At 59.9% G+C, this 16,615-nt stretch carries 14 protein-coding genes; 10 read left to right on the top strand and 4 right to left on the bottom strand.

Annotated elements, in window-relative coordinates; genetic code table 11:
• Window positions 1–60: 60 nt before the first annotated feature.
• Entirely contained in the window at window positions 61–2,505 is a 2,445-nt protein-coding gene (locus ACTRWH_RS12420; protein WP_085681693.1) for an EAL domain-containing protein, read from the top strand.
• Here ACTRWH_RS12420 and argH read toward each other — a convergent pair whose 3' ends face one another.
• Window positions 2,506–3,897 carry an argininosuccinate lyase gene (argH, locus tag ACTRWH_RS12415; RefSeq protein WP_085681694.1) on the bottom strand — a complete coding sequence of 464 codons (1,392 nt, stop codon included), beginning with the start codon at window positions 3,895–3,897 and terminating at the stop codon, window positions 2,506–2,508.
• 131 nt (window positions 3,898–4,028) lie between these two features.
• Between argH and ACTRWH_RS12410 the strand changes: the two genes are divergently transcribed.
• From ACTRWH_RS12410 to ACTRWH_RS12385, 6 genes are all read left to right on the top strand, one after another.
• Window positions 4,029–5,123, top strand: a complete 1,095-nt coding sequence (locus ACTRWH_RS12410) for a sensor histidine kinase (RefSeq protein ID WP_085681695.1) — start codon at window positions 4,029–4,031, stop codon at window positions 5,121–5,123.
• A gap of 6 nt (window positions 5,124–5,129) precedes the next feature.
• Window positions 5,130–5,885: a LytR/AlgR family response regulator transcription factor gene (locus tag ACTRWH_RS12405; protein WP_305937429.1), complete on the top strand. Its 756-nt coding sequence runs from the start codon at window positions 5,130–5,132 to the stop codon at window positions 5,883–5,885.
• An 85-nt stretch (window positions 5,886–5,970) separates the two neighbouring features.
• Window positions 5,971–6,912: a hydroxymethylbilane synthase gene (gene hemC, locus ACTRWH_RS12400; protein ID WP_036203041.1), complete on the top strand. Its 942-nt coding sequence runs from the start codon at window positions 5,971–5,973 to the stop codon at window positions 6,910–6,912.
• Window positions 6,893–7,705, top strand: a complete 813-nt coding sequence (locus tag ACTRWH_RS12395; protein ID WP_075195005.1) for a uroporphyrinogen-III synthase — start codon at window positions 6,893–6,895, stop codon at window positions 7,703–7,705. The genes hemC and ACTRWH_RS12395 overlap by 20 nt, the downstream gene beginning before the upstream one ends.
• 2 nt (window positions 7,706–7,707) lie before the next feature.
• Entirely contained in the window at window positions 7,708–8,826 is a 1,119-nt protein-coding gene (locus ACTRWH_RS12390; protein WP_462826463.1) for a uroporphyrinogen-III C-methyltransferase, read from the top strand.
• Window positions 8,823–10,061 (top strand): heme biosynthesis HemY N-terminal domain-containing protein, encoded by a 1,239-nt coding sequence (locus ACTRWH_RS12385; protein WP_036203032.1) that lies wholly within the window; start codon window positions 8,823–8,825, stop codon window positions 10,059–10,061. The genes ACTRWH_RS12390 and ACTRWH_RS12385 overlap by 4 nt, the downstream gene beginning before the upstream one ends.
• Window positions 10,062–10,078: 17 nt before the next feature.
• Here ACTRWH_RS12385 and ACTRWH_RS12380 read toward each other — a convergent pair whose 3' ends face one another.
• The 3 genes from ACTRWH_RS12380 to rho all read right to left on the bottom strand — a co-directional run bounded on the left by ACTRWH_RS12380 (window position 10,079) and on the right by rho (window position 14,190).
• Window positions 10,079–11,083: a 2Fe-2S iron-sulfur cluster-binding protein gene (locus tag ACTRWH_RS12380; RefSeq protein ID WP_462826475.1), complete on the bottom strand. Its 1,005-nt coding sequence runs from the start codon at window positions 11,081–11,083 to the stop codon at window positions 10,079–10,081.
• A 1-nt stretch (window position 11,084) separates the two neighbouring features.
• The gene (gene ubiD / locus ACTRWH_RS12375) at window positions 11,085–12,572 is read right to left on the bottom strand and encodes a 4-hydroxy-3-polyprenylbenzoate decarboxylase (protein ID WP_036203027.1); all 1,488 of its coding nucleotides are present in this window, start codon (window positions 12,570–12,572) and stop codon (window positions 11,085–11,087) included.
• Window positions 12,573–12,927: 355 nt separating this feature from the next.
• Window positions 12,928–14,190 (bottom strand): transcription termination factor Rho, encoded by a 1,263-nt coding sequence (gene rho, locus ACTRWH_RS12370; protein ID WP_036203025.1) that lies wholly within the window; start codon window positions 14,188–14,190, stop codon window positions 12,928–12,930.
• A gap of 367 nt (window positions 14,191–14,557) precedes the next feature.
• Between rho and moaB the strand changes: the two genes are divergently transcribed.
• Genes moaB through moaD form a run of 3 tightly spaced genes read left to right on the top strand, consistent with a single transcriptional unit; the run spans window position 14,558 to window position 16,614 of the window.
• On the top strand, window positions 14,558–15,130 hold the full coding sequence (moaB, locus tag ACTRWH_RS12365) for a molybdenum cofactor biosynthesis protein B (RefSeq protein ID WP_036203020.1): 573 nt from the start codon (window positions 14,558–14,560) through the stop codon (window positions 15,128–15,130).
• Window positions 15,131–15,133: 3 nt separating this feature from the next.
• Complete coding sequence (locus tag ACTRWH_RS12360) at window positions 15,134–16,348, top strand: molybdopterin molybdotransferase MoeA (RefSeq protein WP_036203017.1); 1,215 nt, start codon at window positions 15,134–15,136, stop codon at window positions 16,346–16,348.
• Window positions 16,345–16,614, top strand: a complete 270-nt coding sequence (gene moaD / locus ACTRWH_RS12355; RefSeq protein ID WP_421858429.1) for a molybdopterin converting factor subunit 1 — start codon at window positions 16,345–16,347, stop codon at window positions 16,612–16,614. The genes ACTRWH_RS12360 and moaD overlap by 4 nt, the downstream gene beginning before the upstream one ends.
• The last annotated feature ends 1 nt before the right edge of the window (window position 16,615 follow it).

Here is a 16,615-nt window from a genome sequence, read left to right as displayed (position 1 = left end):
AAATAAAAGCGGGAGAACATTAGCACGCTCCTGCCACAACCTGGCTGAGGCTTTTCCGTCGTGAAAGAATTCTTTATCCGTCGAGACCGTTCCGACACCCCCCAGGGTGCCGAACGTCGAACCCTGATCCGCATCAACGACGACGGCGTGATCCTGTTCGCTGATCATCACGCCGAGGCAGTGTTGGGCTACGACGCCAGCGAACTGGAGGGTCGCAAGGTTCAGTGCATCCTGGCCGCACGCCAGGACGATCCCTTTGCACCGGCCCATCGCCACCGAATTGAAAATGGCGAGTCGATACTGATCACCTTCCGCCACAAAGAAGGCTTTTTCTTCACAGCGGGTCTCAGCCTGCGCATGGACATTCGCGATTCCGACCAGGCCGCCAGCGCATTTATAAGCCAGCGGGATCATTCCCCCATCGACCACCGCCTGATTCGGCTGACTGAAACTTCCGCCGGCGTTGGTATCTGGGAGCTGGACCTCCACAGCAATGAGTTGATCTGGACGGACGGCATGTATCATTTGCTGGAATTAAGACCCGGTAGCGAAATCACGCCCGAACAGGCACTTTTCTACTGCCAGTCCAGCCAGGGCAGGATACGCGCCCTGTTCCGTCGCTGCATCCGCACCGGGCAGCCCTTCTCCCTGACGCTGGATCTGATAACCGCGCGACAGAACGTTCGCCAAGTGACGTTGACGGGCCGGGCCCTGAAAGCCGGCGAACGGATACAGCGACTGGGAGGAACGCTGGTTGACCACACGCCTGAGCGCAATCACACCCTCGCCCGCCAGCAGGCGGAGCAAATGCTTGGTGCCACGATCAACGCCACCAACGACCTGGTGGTCGCCGTTGATCGCCAGCTAAACCTGTTGCATTTCAACCGCGCCTTCAGTCGCCAGTTCGAGATTACCTTCGGCCTCCGACCGGAATCCGGAAGCAACCTGAGCGCCGTATTGCAGGGCTTCCCCAACGAACGACGGCTTATCGAGCGACTCTGGCACCGCGCCTTCGAACGCGACAGCTTCGTGGTGGAAATGCCCATGGCGCAGCAGCACCGGGAGCTGCCCCTGTACGAGATCCACTATCAACGCCTGACCAATGACCAGGGCGACGTGATTGGCGCCGTTCATGTGGCCCGGGACATCAGCGACCGCCTGCAGAATTCCTCCAGCAGCGAATACCGCGTCCAGCATGATCCGGTCACCGGCCTGATGAACCGCAAAGCCTTCCTGGGCCGCCTGCAACGAACACTGGAGCAGAAGCCACGGCGGGAGAGCAGTGACAGCCTGCTCTATCTCGACCTGGATGGGTTTGACCACTTCAACGACATCGCCGGCAGCGGCACCTGCGACCGTTACCTGCGTGAGCTGGCCGGCAATCTCGGGGTCAAGATCCGACAGCGGGATGCGCTGGCACGACTGGCCGGCGACACCTTCGCCCTGCTGATCGAAAACTGCCCCGAAGCGCGCGCCCGCAAGATTGCCGACAGCATTCTCGAGCTGATCGGCGGCTTCGTGTTCCACTGGCAGGACAAGCAGTTACAGACAACGGCCAGTGGCGGCCTGCTGTTTCTGGACGACGACGCGCCCACCGATTCCGAACAACTACTGACCCAGGCGGCTGACCTGTGCCACACCGCAAAAACGTCCGGTCGCAACCGGATTCATGCCGCCCGGGCCATGTCCCTGTCGCTGGACGAGGGCACGGCCAACGAGGTGCTGGCACAAATCCAGCAGGCACTCGACAGTGGCCACCTAAAGCTTGAATACCAATCGCTGCGCCCCGTGGCCAGCGTTACCTGGGGCGACCACATCGAAATACTGACCCGGATTCCCGGTGAGACGCCTGACAGCCCTCCTCTGACCCCGGACGCTTTCCTGCCCGTTGCCGAACGATTTGACCTGGCCAAGCGCCTGGATCGCCAGGTGATCCGTCAGACCCTGGCCTGGCTCGAACAGCACCGTCTGCTGGAGCCGCGCCTCAAGTACTGCGGTTTCAACCTGTCCCTGGCCAGCGTACTGGATGACTCGTTTGCGGACTTTATGGAAGCCGCACTGAAAGGATCACCCTTTGCCCCGGAATGCTTCTGCCTGGAGATAAGGGAAGCCCACGCCACCCAGTATCCGGACGATGTCGCGGTGCTGTGCGACAGCCTGCACCGCATTGGCTGCCGGGTAGCGCTGGATGGTGCGGGAGCGTCGGTGGAAAGTTACGGCCTGGCGGCGAAACTGCCGGTGGACATCATCAAGCTGGACCACAAGATCATGCAGCACCTGAACGACGATCCGGTGCAGCAGGTAATGGTAGAGGCGCTTCATAAAATAGCGGAAGCCTCGGGCAAGGTGACGGTCGCCACCTTCATTGAGAACGACGACACCCTCCGAAAGGTACGAACCCTTGGCATTCACTACGGCCAGGGCTTCCGCCTCTACCGGCCACGCCCACTGGAGGAGCTGAAACCGGTGGAGGTTACCCTGACCACGGGGAAGATCGGCGGCTAGCTAGAGTGCCTGGCGCGCGCGTGCGACTGCAGCGCGCACCTGCTTCGGCGCAGTGCCGCCAAGGTGATCACGCGCCTGCACGGAGCCTTCCAGCGTCAGCACATCGAACACGTCTTCGCCGATGACGCCGGAGAAGCGGGTGAGTTCTTCCGTGGTCATCTCGGAGAGGTCACGCCCTTCGGCAACGCCAAACGCAACCGCTTTGCCCACAATTTCATGGGCATCGCGGAAAGCCACGCCCTTCTTGACCAGATAGTCCGCCAGATCAGTTGCGGTGGAGAATCCCCGCTTGGCCGCCACGCGCATGTTGTCGGCCCGGGCTTCGATGGCCGGGATCATATCCGCGTAGGCCTTGAGGCAGCCTTTCACGGTGTCCACGGTATCGAACAACGGCTCCTTGTCCTCCTGATTGTCCTTGTTATAGGCCAGCGGCTGGCTCTTCATCAGGGTCAGCAAACTGATCAGGTGGCCGTTCACCCGGCCGGTCTTGCCACGTACCAGTTCGGGCACGTCCGGATTTTTCTTCTGGGGCATGATCGACGACCCGGTGCAGAAACGGTCCGGCAGGTCGATGAAATCAAACTGGGCAGAGGTCCACAGTACCAGTTCCTCGCTGAAGCGCGACAGGTGGGTCATCAACAGGGCGGCAAAGCTGCAGAATTCGATGGCGAAATCCCGGTCACTCACGGAATCCAGGGAATTCTCACTGGCCCGATCAAAGCCCAGCAGTTTTGCAGTGATACCGCGATCAATCGGATAGGTTGTGCCCGCCAGCGCCGCAGCACCCAGGGGCATCACATTCACACGCTTGCGGCAGTCCTGCAGGCGCTCGGCATCCCGCACCAGCATTTCGTACCAGGCCAACAGGTGATGACCGAAGGTAACCGGCTGAGCGGTCTGCAGGTGGGTGAATCCCGGCATGATAGTCTCGGCCTCGCGCTCGGCCAGATCCAGCAGGCCGGCTTGCAGGCGCCGAAGCTCTTCGGCAATGACATCGATTTCGTCGCGCAGGTAGAGGCGAATATCCGTGGCCACCTGGTCGTTGCGGCTGCGACCGGTGTGCAACTTCTTGCCCGTGATGCCAATCCGATCCGTCAGTCGCGCTTCAATGTTCATATGCACGTCTTCCAGACTGACCGACCACTCGAAGGTGCCGGCCTCAATGTCCGCCTTGACGGCTTTCAGGCCGTCAATAATAGTGTCACGCTCTTCCACAGTCAGCACACCCACTTCCGCCAGCATGGTGGCATGGGCAATGGACCCGGTAATATCGTGATGGTATAGGCGCTGATCAAAGCCCACGGAAGCGGTGAAACGCTCCACAAAGGCATCGGTGGGTTCGGTGAAACGACCGCCCCAGGGTTTCTCGGCGCTCTTGTTCTGATCCGTCATGGTCTATCTTTCCTGCTGACAGCCCGGCATCATTCTGCGGGAATGGGTAAATGGAATATCGCAGGATTATAGCATTCCGCAGCGCCCAGTTGCCCTCCCCTAATCAGGAACAGGAATCAGGAACAGGTCCAATGGCCGCAAGACACAACAGGGAACGCCCAGTCCAGGCAGTCGCGGACAGCGACGCCGATTTCTATGTGCCGGACCTGTGCCGGGTCAGGGCCGTTTTCCTGCTGGTGGTCACCAGTGAACTGCTGGTGCTGGTGCTGTCCATCGTTCAGGCCGAAAGCCACTGGATTGACTGGAACTACTTCGGCCTGCTGTCCCTGTTCGTGCAATGGACGGTGCTGACCAGCGCCGCCCTGATCTGCCCCATGCGGCGCTGGCTCTCACGGCTGACAGTTACCCGTGCCACCACAGTGATTGTTACCATCGTGATGCTGGATGTGCTGGCCTTCAGCCTCTTCGCAGACAGCGTGCTCCACCCGCAACCCGGCCTCGAAGCCTGGCAGGGCGTGGCCAAGAAACTGCTGCTGGCGCTGTTGATCACACTGATGGTGCTGCGATACTTCTACCTGCAATTCCAGTGGCAACAACAACGGGAGTCAGAAATGCAGGCCCGGCTGACCGCCCTGCAGGCACGAATCCATCCACACTTCCTGTTCAACAGCATGAACACCATTGCCAGCCTGATCGTTGTTAACCCGGAACGGGCCGAAGACGCCGTGCTGGATCTGTCCGAACTGTTCCGCGCCAGCCTGCGCAACGGTGACCGCCTGATCCCCCTGAGCGCGGAACTGGACCTGTGCAAACGCTACCTGGCCATTGAAAAACTTCGTCTTGAAGACCGGCTGACACTGGAATGGCATATCGAAGATGGACTGGAACAACAGGCCATCCCTCCCCTGACCCTCCAGCCGCTGGTCGAGAACGCCATTTATCACGGCATTCAGCCCCGCCCGAATGGAGGTACCGTAAAGGTCGAGGCCTACCGCAAGGGCCCCTCGGTCTATCTGATGGTGCAGAACCCGCGCCCGGATTCTGACCAGGGTAGCCACGAAGGCAACCGAATGGCGCTTGCCAACATTCAGTCCCGCCTGCACGCCCTGTTCGGTGAACCCGCCGTGCTGAAACACAGCCACCAGAATGATATCTATACTGTCACTCTCCGGCTGCCATGGCAGACAGCGAGTGGCAACGGAAAACCGGCAACAGGGAGCAAGTAGGCAAGCATGGGCGACAACAATCACCGCAGCGTACTGATTGCCGACGACGAACCTCTGGCCAGGGAGCGGATACGCCGACTGGTGGAGGCATTGCCTGGCTACAATGTCTGTGACGAGGCTGGCGACGGCGACGAAGCACTGGAGAAAACCGCGCGCCTGGCGCCGGACATCCTGCTGCTCGATATCCGCATGCCGGGTACCGATGGCATGGAAGCCGCCCGACGGATGGCTTCGTTGGAGGCCCCTCCGGCCATCATCTTCTGCACCGCTTATGATCATTACGCCATCCAGGCGTTCGATGTACACGCGGTGGCCTACCTGCTCAAACCGGTACGTCGTGAAGCGCTGACCGACGCCCTCAATCGGGCTGGCCGAGTCAACCGGGTGCAATTGCAGGCGCTGACTGAAAAGCAATCGGGTACGGACGAACAGCTGGCCATCCGCACCCACCGCGGGACTGAACTGATCGACATCCAGGGCATTCTGTACTGCGAAGCCGATCAGAAATACGTCACCATCCATCACCTGCGCGGCGAAACCGTCACCGATTACACCCTGAAAGAACTGGAAAGCACCTACTCGCAATACCTGCTGCGAATTCACCGACACACCCTGGTAGGCGTGCGCTATATCCGAGCGCTGCTGAAACAACGGGATGGCCAGAACCTGATTGATCTGACAGACCAGCACGGGCAACTGCCCGTGAGCCGGAGACACGCCGCCTCTGTACGGCAATGGCTAAAGGAGCATCGCCCCGGGTAGCCTGGGCGCACAACATTCGGCTCCACAATTTGCCTCACAAAGAGTACCCTTGGCGTACCATTTTTCAGATCCGGCAACGTACACCATGTCAAAACGAACCCTTCGCATTGCAACCCGCAGCAGCGCACTGGCGTTGTGGCAGGCGGAATTTATCAAGTCTGAACTGGAGCGGCTCCACGACAACGTGACCGTGGAACTGGTCAAGATCAAAACCCAGGGCGACAAGATCCTGGATGTGCCGCTGGCCAAGATTGGCGGCAAGGGTCTGTTCGTCAAGGAACTGGAAGAGGCCATGCTGGCAGGCAGTGCCGACCTGGCGGTGCACTCCATGAAAGATGTGCCGATGGAGTTTCCGGAAGGGCTGGGGCTGGTGGCCATCTGTGAGCGGGAAGACCCCACCGATGCGTTCGTCAGCAATGACTACGATAACGTGGACGCCCTGCCCCACGGCGCCGTAGTCGGCACTGCCAGCCTGCGCCGGGAAGCCCAGTTGCGTGCCTACCGGCCCGACCTGGAAATCCGCACCTTGCGTGGCAACGTCAACACCCGCCTGGCAAAGCTGGATGCCGGCGATTACCAGGCCATCGTCCTGGCCAGCTCCGGGCTCAAACGCCTCGGTTTCCATGACCGTATCCGCTACTGCCTGCCAGACAGTATATCCCTGCCTGCCGTGGGCCAGGGTGCGCTTGGCATCGAATGCCGCCTCGATGATGCCGAACTGATCGCCATGCTGGAGCCCCTGGATCATCGCGACAGCTCGGACCGAGTGAAAGCGGAACGGGCCCTGAACCGGCGATTGCAGGGCGGCTGCCAGGTACCCATCGCGGCTTACGCGTTGCTGGAAGACGATGACATGCTCTGGCTTCGGGGACTCGTGGGCGCCGTCGACGGCACCCAGGTATTCCGCGTTGAAGGCCGCGCGCCCCGCAGCGAAGGCGAGCGCCTTGGACGCGAACTGGCGGAAGACCTACTCGCACTGGGTGCAGACAAGGTACTGGCTGACATCTATGGCCACACCCCAACCTGATTCGCTACCCCTTGAGGGCCGGCGGATACTCATCTGCCGGCCACAACCGGAAGCCGACCGGCTGGCCTCGCGCTTTTGCGATGCCGGCGCCGATGCGCGGGTCATGCCGCTTATCGCCCGCGAGCCGCTCCCGGAAGACCCCGCAACCCGCACGCTGATCCTCAACCTGGACGAGTTCGCCCACGTCATTGCCGTCAGCCCCTATGCCGCCGCCTTGCTGCTCGACTGGCTGGACGAGTGGTGGCCCCAGACACCCACCGACATCCACTGGTACGGCGTCGGGGCAGGAACCGCCACGGTGCTGAGCAACTATGGCCTGGAAACGCGGCAACCGGAAACCGGCCACACCAGCGAAGATTTGCTACAGTTGCCGGAGCTGGCCACACTGGAGCACGAAAAGGTTCTGGTGGTGCGCGGACAGGAAGGCCGGGAACTGATCCCGCAAACCCTGGAACGCAGAGGCGCGCGAGTCACCGTGCTGCCCCTTTATCGTCGCTTCTGTCCCGACTATGATAAAGCGACGCTGAACGCGATGCTGAACGACTTTTCCCCCGAGGCCATCGTCACACTGTCGGGAGAAACATTGAACAATCTCATCGCACTCAGTGACAATACCGGCCATAATCTTGAAAACACTTTACTGGTTGTCCCCGTTGAGCGGATTGCCGAACAAGCACGTCTGGCCGGCCTCCGGCGAACGTGTATACCAGGAAGCCTTGCCGATAGCTCGATTGTGGCTGCAGTTGCAGAACAACTTGCCAGCCTGGACGGAGGCTCCGGAAACACCAAGTAAGGATGCCCGTGACAGAATCAAACGCACAACTGCCTGCCCCGATCGAAAAGCATCAGCAAACACGGCAAAAACTGTGGCCCCTCGGGATCATTACACTACTGGCGCTCGCCCTGGCCGTTGCCCTGGCTCTTTGGAGCTGGCAGCAATGGAACAACTACCAGGCACTGCAACAGTCCATCACCGATCTGGAGAGTGACACCGAGCAACTGGACCGGATGTACGGCCAGACCGGCAGTGAGCAGAGCCGTCGCCTGCAGGCGCTGGAAGACAAGCTGTCTGAACAGCGTGAACTGATCGCGACCCAGCAACGGCAGATCGACCACAACGCCCGTGAACTGCTGGAGGCCGGAAACCGCACTCGTACTGACTGGCTGCTGGCCGAGGCGGAATATCTGCTGAGGGTGGCCAACCAGAGGCTCATGATCGAAAAGGACATTCGCGGGGCCTTGGCGGCACTGGAATCCGGTGATGAAGTTCTGGCGGAATCAGACGATATCGGCGTTTACCCGGTTCGCCAGCAACTGGCCAAGGAAATCCTGGCGCTCAAGGGCATTGTCGATGTCGACCGCACCGGGCTCTACCTGAAACTGGAAGCGGCCATCGACAGCATCCACCAACTGACAGACAGTGCACTGATTCATGATCGCGCCCCAGGATTTGTCAGTAGCGGCGAGAACCCGGAAGCCGATGCTTCCGGGCAGGGCCTGGTTGCCGAGGGATGGCACAAGGTCAAGCAAACCCTGTCTCAGGTGGTTGTGGTCCGCAGGCTCGATGAGCCGGTCAAACCCCTGCTGTCTCCGGAGCAAAGCGCCTATGCACGGCTCAATCTGCAGTTGATGCTGGAAGAAGCCGAGCTGGCCGTACTTCGCGGTCATCAACAGCTCTACTCACGCTCCCTGACCAAAGCCAGCAATGCCATCAATAATTGGTACGACAGCAGCAACACCCGCATCATCGCGCTCTCGCAGACCCTGGAGGAACTCTCACAAAAGAACGTTGACCCGGAACTGCCAGACATCAGCCGCTCACTGGAACTGCTCAAGGCGCGACTGGCCGGTCGACTGGACAACGGAGAGGCCGAAAAGAATGGCAGCAACGGTGAACAGGGAGACGCATCATGATCCGCATTTTGCTGATCATCCTGGTCGCCTTACTGCTGGGCACCGGGCTTGCGCTGGGGTTGCAGTACGACCTTGGCTACATCCGCATCAGCCTGGGCAACTATCTGATTGAAACCAATTTCTGGATTGGTCTGGCGTTGCTGGTACTGCTGGTGGCAGCCTCCGTGCTAACCATCAATCTGTTCCGTCGACTGCGCCATGGCACCGGCATGGTCGCCGGCTGGCTGGCCCGCAGCAATGAACGCCGGGCCCGGCGCCGAACCACTCAGGGGCTGCTGGCCCTGGCGGAGGGTAACTGGCCACGTGCCCGCAAGCTGCTCACTTCTTCAGCAGAGCACGCGGACACGCCACTGATCAACTACCTGGCAGCGGCCCAGGCCTCGTTTGAATCCGGCGATCACGAGGCCGTTGACGAACTGTTGCGCAAGGCCTTTGAAAGCACCCCGGGCTCCGACATGGCCGTGGGCATTACTCAGGCCCAACTGCAACTGGCAGGTAACCGACTGGAGCAGGCCCTGGCAACCCTGGTGCGGCTGCGCAAGCAGGCGCCCCACCATCCGTTTGTACTCAAGTTGCTGAAAAACACCTATGTGCGCCTGGAAGACTGGCGTGAGCTGTCCCGCCTGTTGCCGGAAATCCGCAAGCGCAACCTGATGGAGAGTGAAGAACAGGGCGACCTGGAACGCCTGGTTTGGCAAAACCTTCTGCAGCGTGCCGCAGAGGAGTGCCGCCGCCACTCGGGTGAGCCTTCAGCGTCCCTTGAGCCTCTCACCAAACTTTGGGATGAGCTGCCAGGGTTTCTCCGCCGTGACGAACACACCATTCGGGAGTATGCCCGGCTGCTTGCCGATCTGGGCGACGAAGCCCAGGCTGAAACCCTGCTGAGGAAAGTCCTGCGCAATCACTGGGGTGATGAACTGGTCAATCTTTATGGCCGCGTAAAAGGCCTGAAGCCGGATGAGCAGTTGCTGGTAGCGGAGCAGTGGCTGAAGGATCGTCCCAACAATGCAGAGCTGCTGTTGGCACTCGGCCGTCTGAGCCTGCGCAACGAGCTCTGGGGCAAGGCGCGGGAGTATTTCGAAACCAGCCTTCGGCTACGCCGCAGCCGTGAAACCATGGCCGAGCTGAGCCGCCTGAATGCTCACATGGGCGAGGGTGAGAACAGTGTGAAGCTGTTGATGCAGGGATTGGTTAACGATAGTGGGTTGCCGGATTTGCCGATGCCCAAGGCCTGAGGGGCTGGCCCCGGGTCTCAACCTCTCGGGGCGTATTCCAGTACATCGGAGAAAAATGCTTCCTGCGGCAACCCCACCTCCAGTAACGCATCCATCAAGGTATAGACCATCGTCGGCGAGCCGCTGGCGTGAACTTCCACGTTGCTCCAGTCCATGCCCGACGCCAGCACGGTTCGCACCAACTGGTCGTGGTGGCCACTCCACTCGTTGTCTTCGTCATCCCCTACCACGGGCAGGAAGGTAAAGGGCGGCCATTCTTCCTGCCACTGCTGGGCCAGGGATCGCAGGTACATATCCTCGTGGCGGCGAACGCCCCAGTAGAACTTCACAGGCTTGTCGTAAGACGTGTTCTGCAGGTAGTCCACCAGGCTCTTCATTTGGGCAAACCCCGTTCCGGCGGCGACCAGCAACAGCGGTTTGTCCGGCGCGGACGCCAGGCACGCGCGGCCGTGGGGTAATTCAACGGTCACCTCTCCGCCAGAGGTCAATGCATCAATCACTTTCTGTGCAGACACCCACTCCGGTGTCGCCTGAATGTGCAGCTCAATCAATTCTTCAGACGGACTGCTGGCGATGGAAAAATAACAGGGGTCTGTATCCGGCAGATTCACGGACAGGTACTGGCCGGCGTGAAACGACAGTTCCCGGCGACGGGGCAGTTGCAGTTCCACACGGTAAACATCGTGGCTGATGGAACGAACGTCCACCACCTTTGCCTGGAACTTGCGAGGCTGGTTGTCTCCGGCTGCCATAACGGCGTCTATCTCCAGTTCAAGGTCACTGAGCGCCAGGGTGCGACACATCATCAGTCGCCCGGTGACCGGAATTGTGTGTTGATTGCGGGTATTCAGGGCCTCGCCACTGACCAGGCGAGCCTCACAGAGCTCGCACACGCCATTGCGACAGGCGGCGGGAACCGCAATGCCCGCCCTGCCGGCTGCCGCAAGCAGCGTCTCGTCGGCGGCTGCGGTAAAGGACAATACCGCCGGCACGAGTTGAATACGACATTCACGGCTGGCCATATCAATCGGGGCGATCGGATGAAACTTCAATCCCCAGGCTGTCCCAGATGTCGTCCACACGCCTTTTGACGTCGTCGGACATGGTGATGGGCGTGCCCCACTCCCGATCGGTTTCGCCCGGCCATTTGCTGGTGGCATCCATCCCCATTTTCGAGCCCAGCCCGGACACCGGCGAAGCGAAGTCCAGGTAGTCGATGGGAGTGCTCTCAACCAGCGTGGTATCCCTGGATGGGTCCATGCGGGTGGTCATGGCCCAGATCACGTCTTTCCAGTCCCGTGCGTTTACGTCGTCGTCGGTAACGATCACAAACTTGGTGTACATGAACTGCCGCAGGAATGACCATACTCCCATCATCACCCGTTTGGCATGGCCGGGGTACTGTTTCTTCATGGTCACCACTGCAAGACGGTAGGAGCACCCCTCGGGAGGCAGGTAAAAATCCACAATCTCGGGGAACTGCTTCTGCAGGATGGGAATGAAGACTTCGTTCAGTGCCACACCCAGAATGGCGGGCTCATCGGGTGGGCGGCCAGTGTAGGTACTATGGTAAATCGGGTCCTTGCGGTGCGTCACCCGCTCCACGGTGAACACCGGGAATTCATCCACTTCGTTGTAATAACCGGTATGGTCCCCGAACGGGCCTTCCGGCGCTACGTCGTCCGGGTAGATGAACCCTTCCAGCACAATCTCGGCACTGGCCGGCACCTGCAGATCGCTGAGACCACACTGCACCAATTCGGTTCTTCCGCCGCGGAGCAGGCCAGCAAAGGCGTATTCCGATAACGAATCCGGCACCGGCGTCACCGCACCCAGGATGGTTGCCGGGTCCGCCCCAAGGGCGACGGCCACAGGATAGGGTTTACCCGGGTTGGCCTTCTGGAACTCCTGAAAATCCAGCGCACCTCCGCGATGGCTCAGCCAGCGCATGATCAGCCGGTTACGACCAATTACCTGTTGCCGATAAATACCCAGGTTCTGGCGTTCTTTATGGGGCCCACGGGTTATCACCAACGGCCAGGTCACCAAAGGCCCTGCGTCCCCGGGCCAGCAGTGCTGAACCGGTATCTGGTACAGATCCACCTGGTCCTTTTCGATCACCACGTCCTGGCAGGGCGCCGAGCGAAGCACTTTGGGGCTCATACGCATCACCTGCCTGAACAGCGGCAGTTTCTCGATGGCGTCTTTGAAGCCCTTGGGAGGATCGGGCTCTTTCAGGAAGGCGAGCAGCTTGCCGATGTCCCGCAGCGCGGTCACGCTGTCTTGCCCCATGCCCATGGCCACGCGTTTCGGCGTACCAAACAGGTTGGCAAGCACGGGCATGTCGTAGCCTTTGGGGTTCTCGAACAACAACGCGGGGCCACCTGCCCGCAGCGTGCGGTCGCAGATCTCGGTCATTTCCAGGTGGGGATCGACTTCCACTGAAATACGCTTCAGCTCTCCCAGCTTTTCAAGCTGGCCTATGAAGTCTCTCAGGTCGTTGTATTTCATCGGCTGCTCCGGTTTTAACTTGGGTGCAGGAACAGGATGCTGAATGGCGTCCCCAGACACGCCGTAAACCCATCCCTGGGGGCTCGGCATTGCCATCCATGGCAATGCACGGTCTGAGGACGCCATTCAGCACCCTGTTCACCTGCCCCGAGTCAGCTGCAAACAATGCGCGCGAAGCGCCTGAGGAGGTATCAACGATGCGCGCACGGAATCAGATCTACAGCGCGGGAGCATTCTTCCCTGGACTGTGTCTTGCCAGGGATGGCAAGACCAAGCCTACAGGGACGTATTTACGGCGTGTCCGGGGAAGAATGCTCCTGCGCTGTGCGCCCCGAAACCTAGAGCGCTGTAAGAATCAACGACGCTTCATCGACTGGAAGAATTCGTCGTTGGTCTTGGTTTCACGCAGCTTGTCCAGCAGGAACTCAATGGCACCAGTATCGTCGTCCATGGAGTGCAGCAGCTTGCGCAGAATCCAGATGCGCTGGATATCCGCCTCGCTCATCAGCAGGTCCTCACGGCGGGTGCCAGAGCTGCGAATATTGATGGCGGGATAGGTGCGCTTCTCGGCAATCTTGCGATCCAGATGGATCTCCATGTTACCGGTTCCCTTGAACTCCTCATAGATGACTTCATCCATCTTGGAGCCAGTGTTGACCAGCGCAGTGGCAAGAATGGTCAGGCTGCCGCCCTCTTCCACGTTACGGGCCGCACCAAAGAAACGCTTGGGCTTCTCAAGGGCGTGGGCGTCCACACCACCGGTCAGTACCTTGCCGGAGGACGGAATCACCGTGTTGTAGGCACGGGCCAGACGGGTGATGGAATCCAGCAGAATCACCACGTCTTTCTTGTGTTCGACCAAACGCTTGGCCTTTTCGATGACCATCTCGGCCACCTGCACATGACGGGCCGGGGGCTCATCGAAGGTGGAGGCGATCACTTCACCACGCACGGTGCGCTGCATCTCGGTTACTTCTTCCGGACGCTCGTCAATCAGCAGCACCATCACATGGCACTCTGGATTGTTACGGGTGATGGACTGGGCGATGCTTTGCATCAGCAGCGTCTTACCGGCTTTGGGCGGAGACACGATCAGGCCGCGCTGGCCCTTGCCGATGGGCGCTACCAGATCCAGAACCCGTGAGGACAGATCCTCGGTGCTACCATTACCGGCTTCAAGCATCAGGCGCTCGTCCGGGAACAGCGGTGTCAGGTTCTCGAACAGGATCTTGTTTCGGGCGTTGTCCGGCTTGTCGAAGTTAATCTCGTTAACTTTCAGCAGGGCAAAGTAACGCTCGCCGTCTTTCGGCGGGCGTATCTTGCCGGCAACGGTGTCACCGGTCCGCAGGTTAAAACGGCGAATCTGGCTTGGCGACACGTAGATGTCGTCAGGACCGGCAAGGTATGAGGCGTCGGCGGAACGGAGGAAGCCGAAACCGTCCTGCAGAATTTCCAGTACGCCGTCACCATAAATGTCTTCGCCGCTTTTAGCATGCTTCTTCAGGATCGTGAAGATGACATCCTGCTTGCGCGAGCGAGCCAGGTTATCGAGGCCCATCTCTTGCGCAATATCGAGCAATTCGGGCATGGAGTTCTGCTTGAGTTCAGTAAGGTTCATAGGTTGTTAGATAGTCAGGAATGGAAGTAAACGAATATTGAAATGAAAGGGGTGCCCCTAAACGGATTGATCGGATATACGTTGAACTTGGTGCTGGCCAGATGGAGCAACCGGTGTAGATGGAGTCCGGAAAGGTACTGAAGCCAGAGACAGGAAGAACAACCGTTCGCCGGGCAAGAGCGATCATCAGCCACCTTGCGTACCAATGTCAAGTAATGTCGCGCATTTTTGAACCAATTTCTCCTTAAGGGGTCGCCCACAGCCTCCGCAAATGCCCCGTATCCCTCTGATGAATGTCTCCCCTTCCATTCATCATTCCCAATAGAGATACTGTTAGACAGACCTATAAAAACTTTGGAGAGCATCCATGAGTATCGACGCCACCGTCGAACTGAAACCCCTGAGTATCGCCCTGCTGACGGTGTCCGACAGCCGGGGTGAAGCGGAAGACTCATCAGGAAAGTTCCTGGAGAACAGCATCATTGAAGCGGGCCACCGACTGGTTGCCCGACGCATCCTGCCGGACGATGTCTATCTCATACGGGCGCTGATGTCCGGCTGGATCGCCGACCCGGAGATCAATGTGGTGATCATCACCGGCGGCACCGGCTTCCATGAGCGCGATAGTACGCCAGAAGCGGTCTCCCCATTGCTGGACAAGGCCATCGACGGCTTCGGTGAGGAGTTCCGCCGGCTTTCCGCCAGCGAGATTGGCTCTTCCACGATTCAGTCCCGAGCCTTTGGCGGATTGGCCAATCACACGGTGATTTTCTGCCTGCCCGGTTCAACAAGTGCCTGCCGCACCGGCTGGAACGGCATTCTCGTCAGTCAGTTGGACAGTCGCCACGGCCCCTGCAACTTCTCAGACCTGGCCCTCGGCAAACCGGACAAGCCTCTCAGCCGGATCGACCAGGTTATTGGCGAGCGCTCGGAGCGATAATCCATGGCAAGCTCTGACCTGACTCCCGTTGAAGAAGCCATTGACCATCTGGTTGCCCGGGCGCGCCCGATCACGCGCTCGCAAACCGTGGCGCTGACAAACAGTCTGGACCGGGTTCTGGCCCGGGACTACACAGTTCCGGCGGATGTACCACCAGCGGATAACAGCGCCGTCGACGGTTACGCCGTGCGTGCCGGGGATCTTGCTGGCGGGGAACCACTACCGGTGTCCGGGCGCACAGCTGCTGGTGAAGAACGCCTGACCCTCAAGCCTGGAACGGCCGTGCGTCTTTTCACCGGTTCGGAAATCCCCTCAGGCGCGGACGCGGTCATCATGCAGGAACGGGTCAGCGTTTGCGGCGACGGTATCACCGTCAATGGGCCTGTCAGCGAAGGCCAGAATATCCGTCGCCGTGGCCAGGATCTGGCTCAGGGCGAGCTGGCATTGGCGGCGGGCACCAGGATCCGCCCCCAGGAAATGGGCCTGCTGGGCTCCATTGGTACGGCAGACGTTGCCGTGTACGCAAAACTGAAAGTCGCCGTTCTCACAACCGGTGACGAGTTGGTGGATCCCGGACAACCACTGGGGCCTGGACAGATCTATAACAGCAATCGCTACACCCTGCTGGGATTGCTGGCGAAAGCAGGCTGCGAGGTGGTGCTCTGTGAGGCCCTGAAGGACGCTCGGGAAGCGACCCGCAAGACTCTTGAGCGGGCCGCAGCCGAGGCCGACCTGATCATCACCAGCGGCGGCGTGTCGGTGGGCGAGGAAGACCATGTTCGGGCGGTGCTGGAGGAATCTGGCAACCTGTCCCTGTGGCGGCTTGCCAGCAAACCTGGCAAACCAATGGCCTTCGGTACGATTGGCGACACGCCGGTGCTGGGCCTGCCCGGCAACCCGGTGGCCGTGCTGGTCAGCTTTATGGTGATGGGCATGCCGTTTATTCGCGCCTGCCAGGGCCGAACGGGGGTTACTGGTGGCGGAGAACAGATCCCGGCCGGATTTTCGACGGAGAAGCCCTCAATTCGTCGACAATACGTCCGTGCCCGCAAGAGCATTGGCGATGACGGCCTGATGATCACGGCCTATCCCAACCAGAGCTCCGGCGTCCTGAGCTCTGCCTGCTGGGCTGACGGATTGGCTGTGGTACCTGAGAACACGACCATTAACCTCGGTGACCCTGTTACCTATTACTCGTTTGCGGAGCTGCTGGAATGACCATGGCTACGGATAATTCTATTACGGTGAAGTTCTTTGCCCGCCTGAGGGAGGAACTGGATACAACCACGCTGACGGTTGAGGCCCAACCCGGGCTGACTGCCGGTCAACTGCTGCACAGCCTTGCTTCTAAAGGGGGAAACTGGGCCCAGCTGGACGGCGCGCAACCGGTGATGATTGCGGTCAATCAGGTAATGACCAAGCCTGACAGGGCGCTAAAGCCCGGTGATGAAGTGGCCTTTTTTCCGCCAGTGACAGGAGGTTGAT

It is taken from the genome of Marinobacter sp. G5_S1_61_S3 (assembly GCF_054968585.1).
This window is presented reverse-complemented; position numbering and strand designations above follow the sequence as displayed.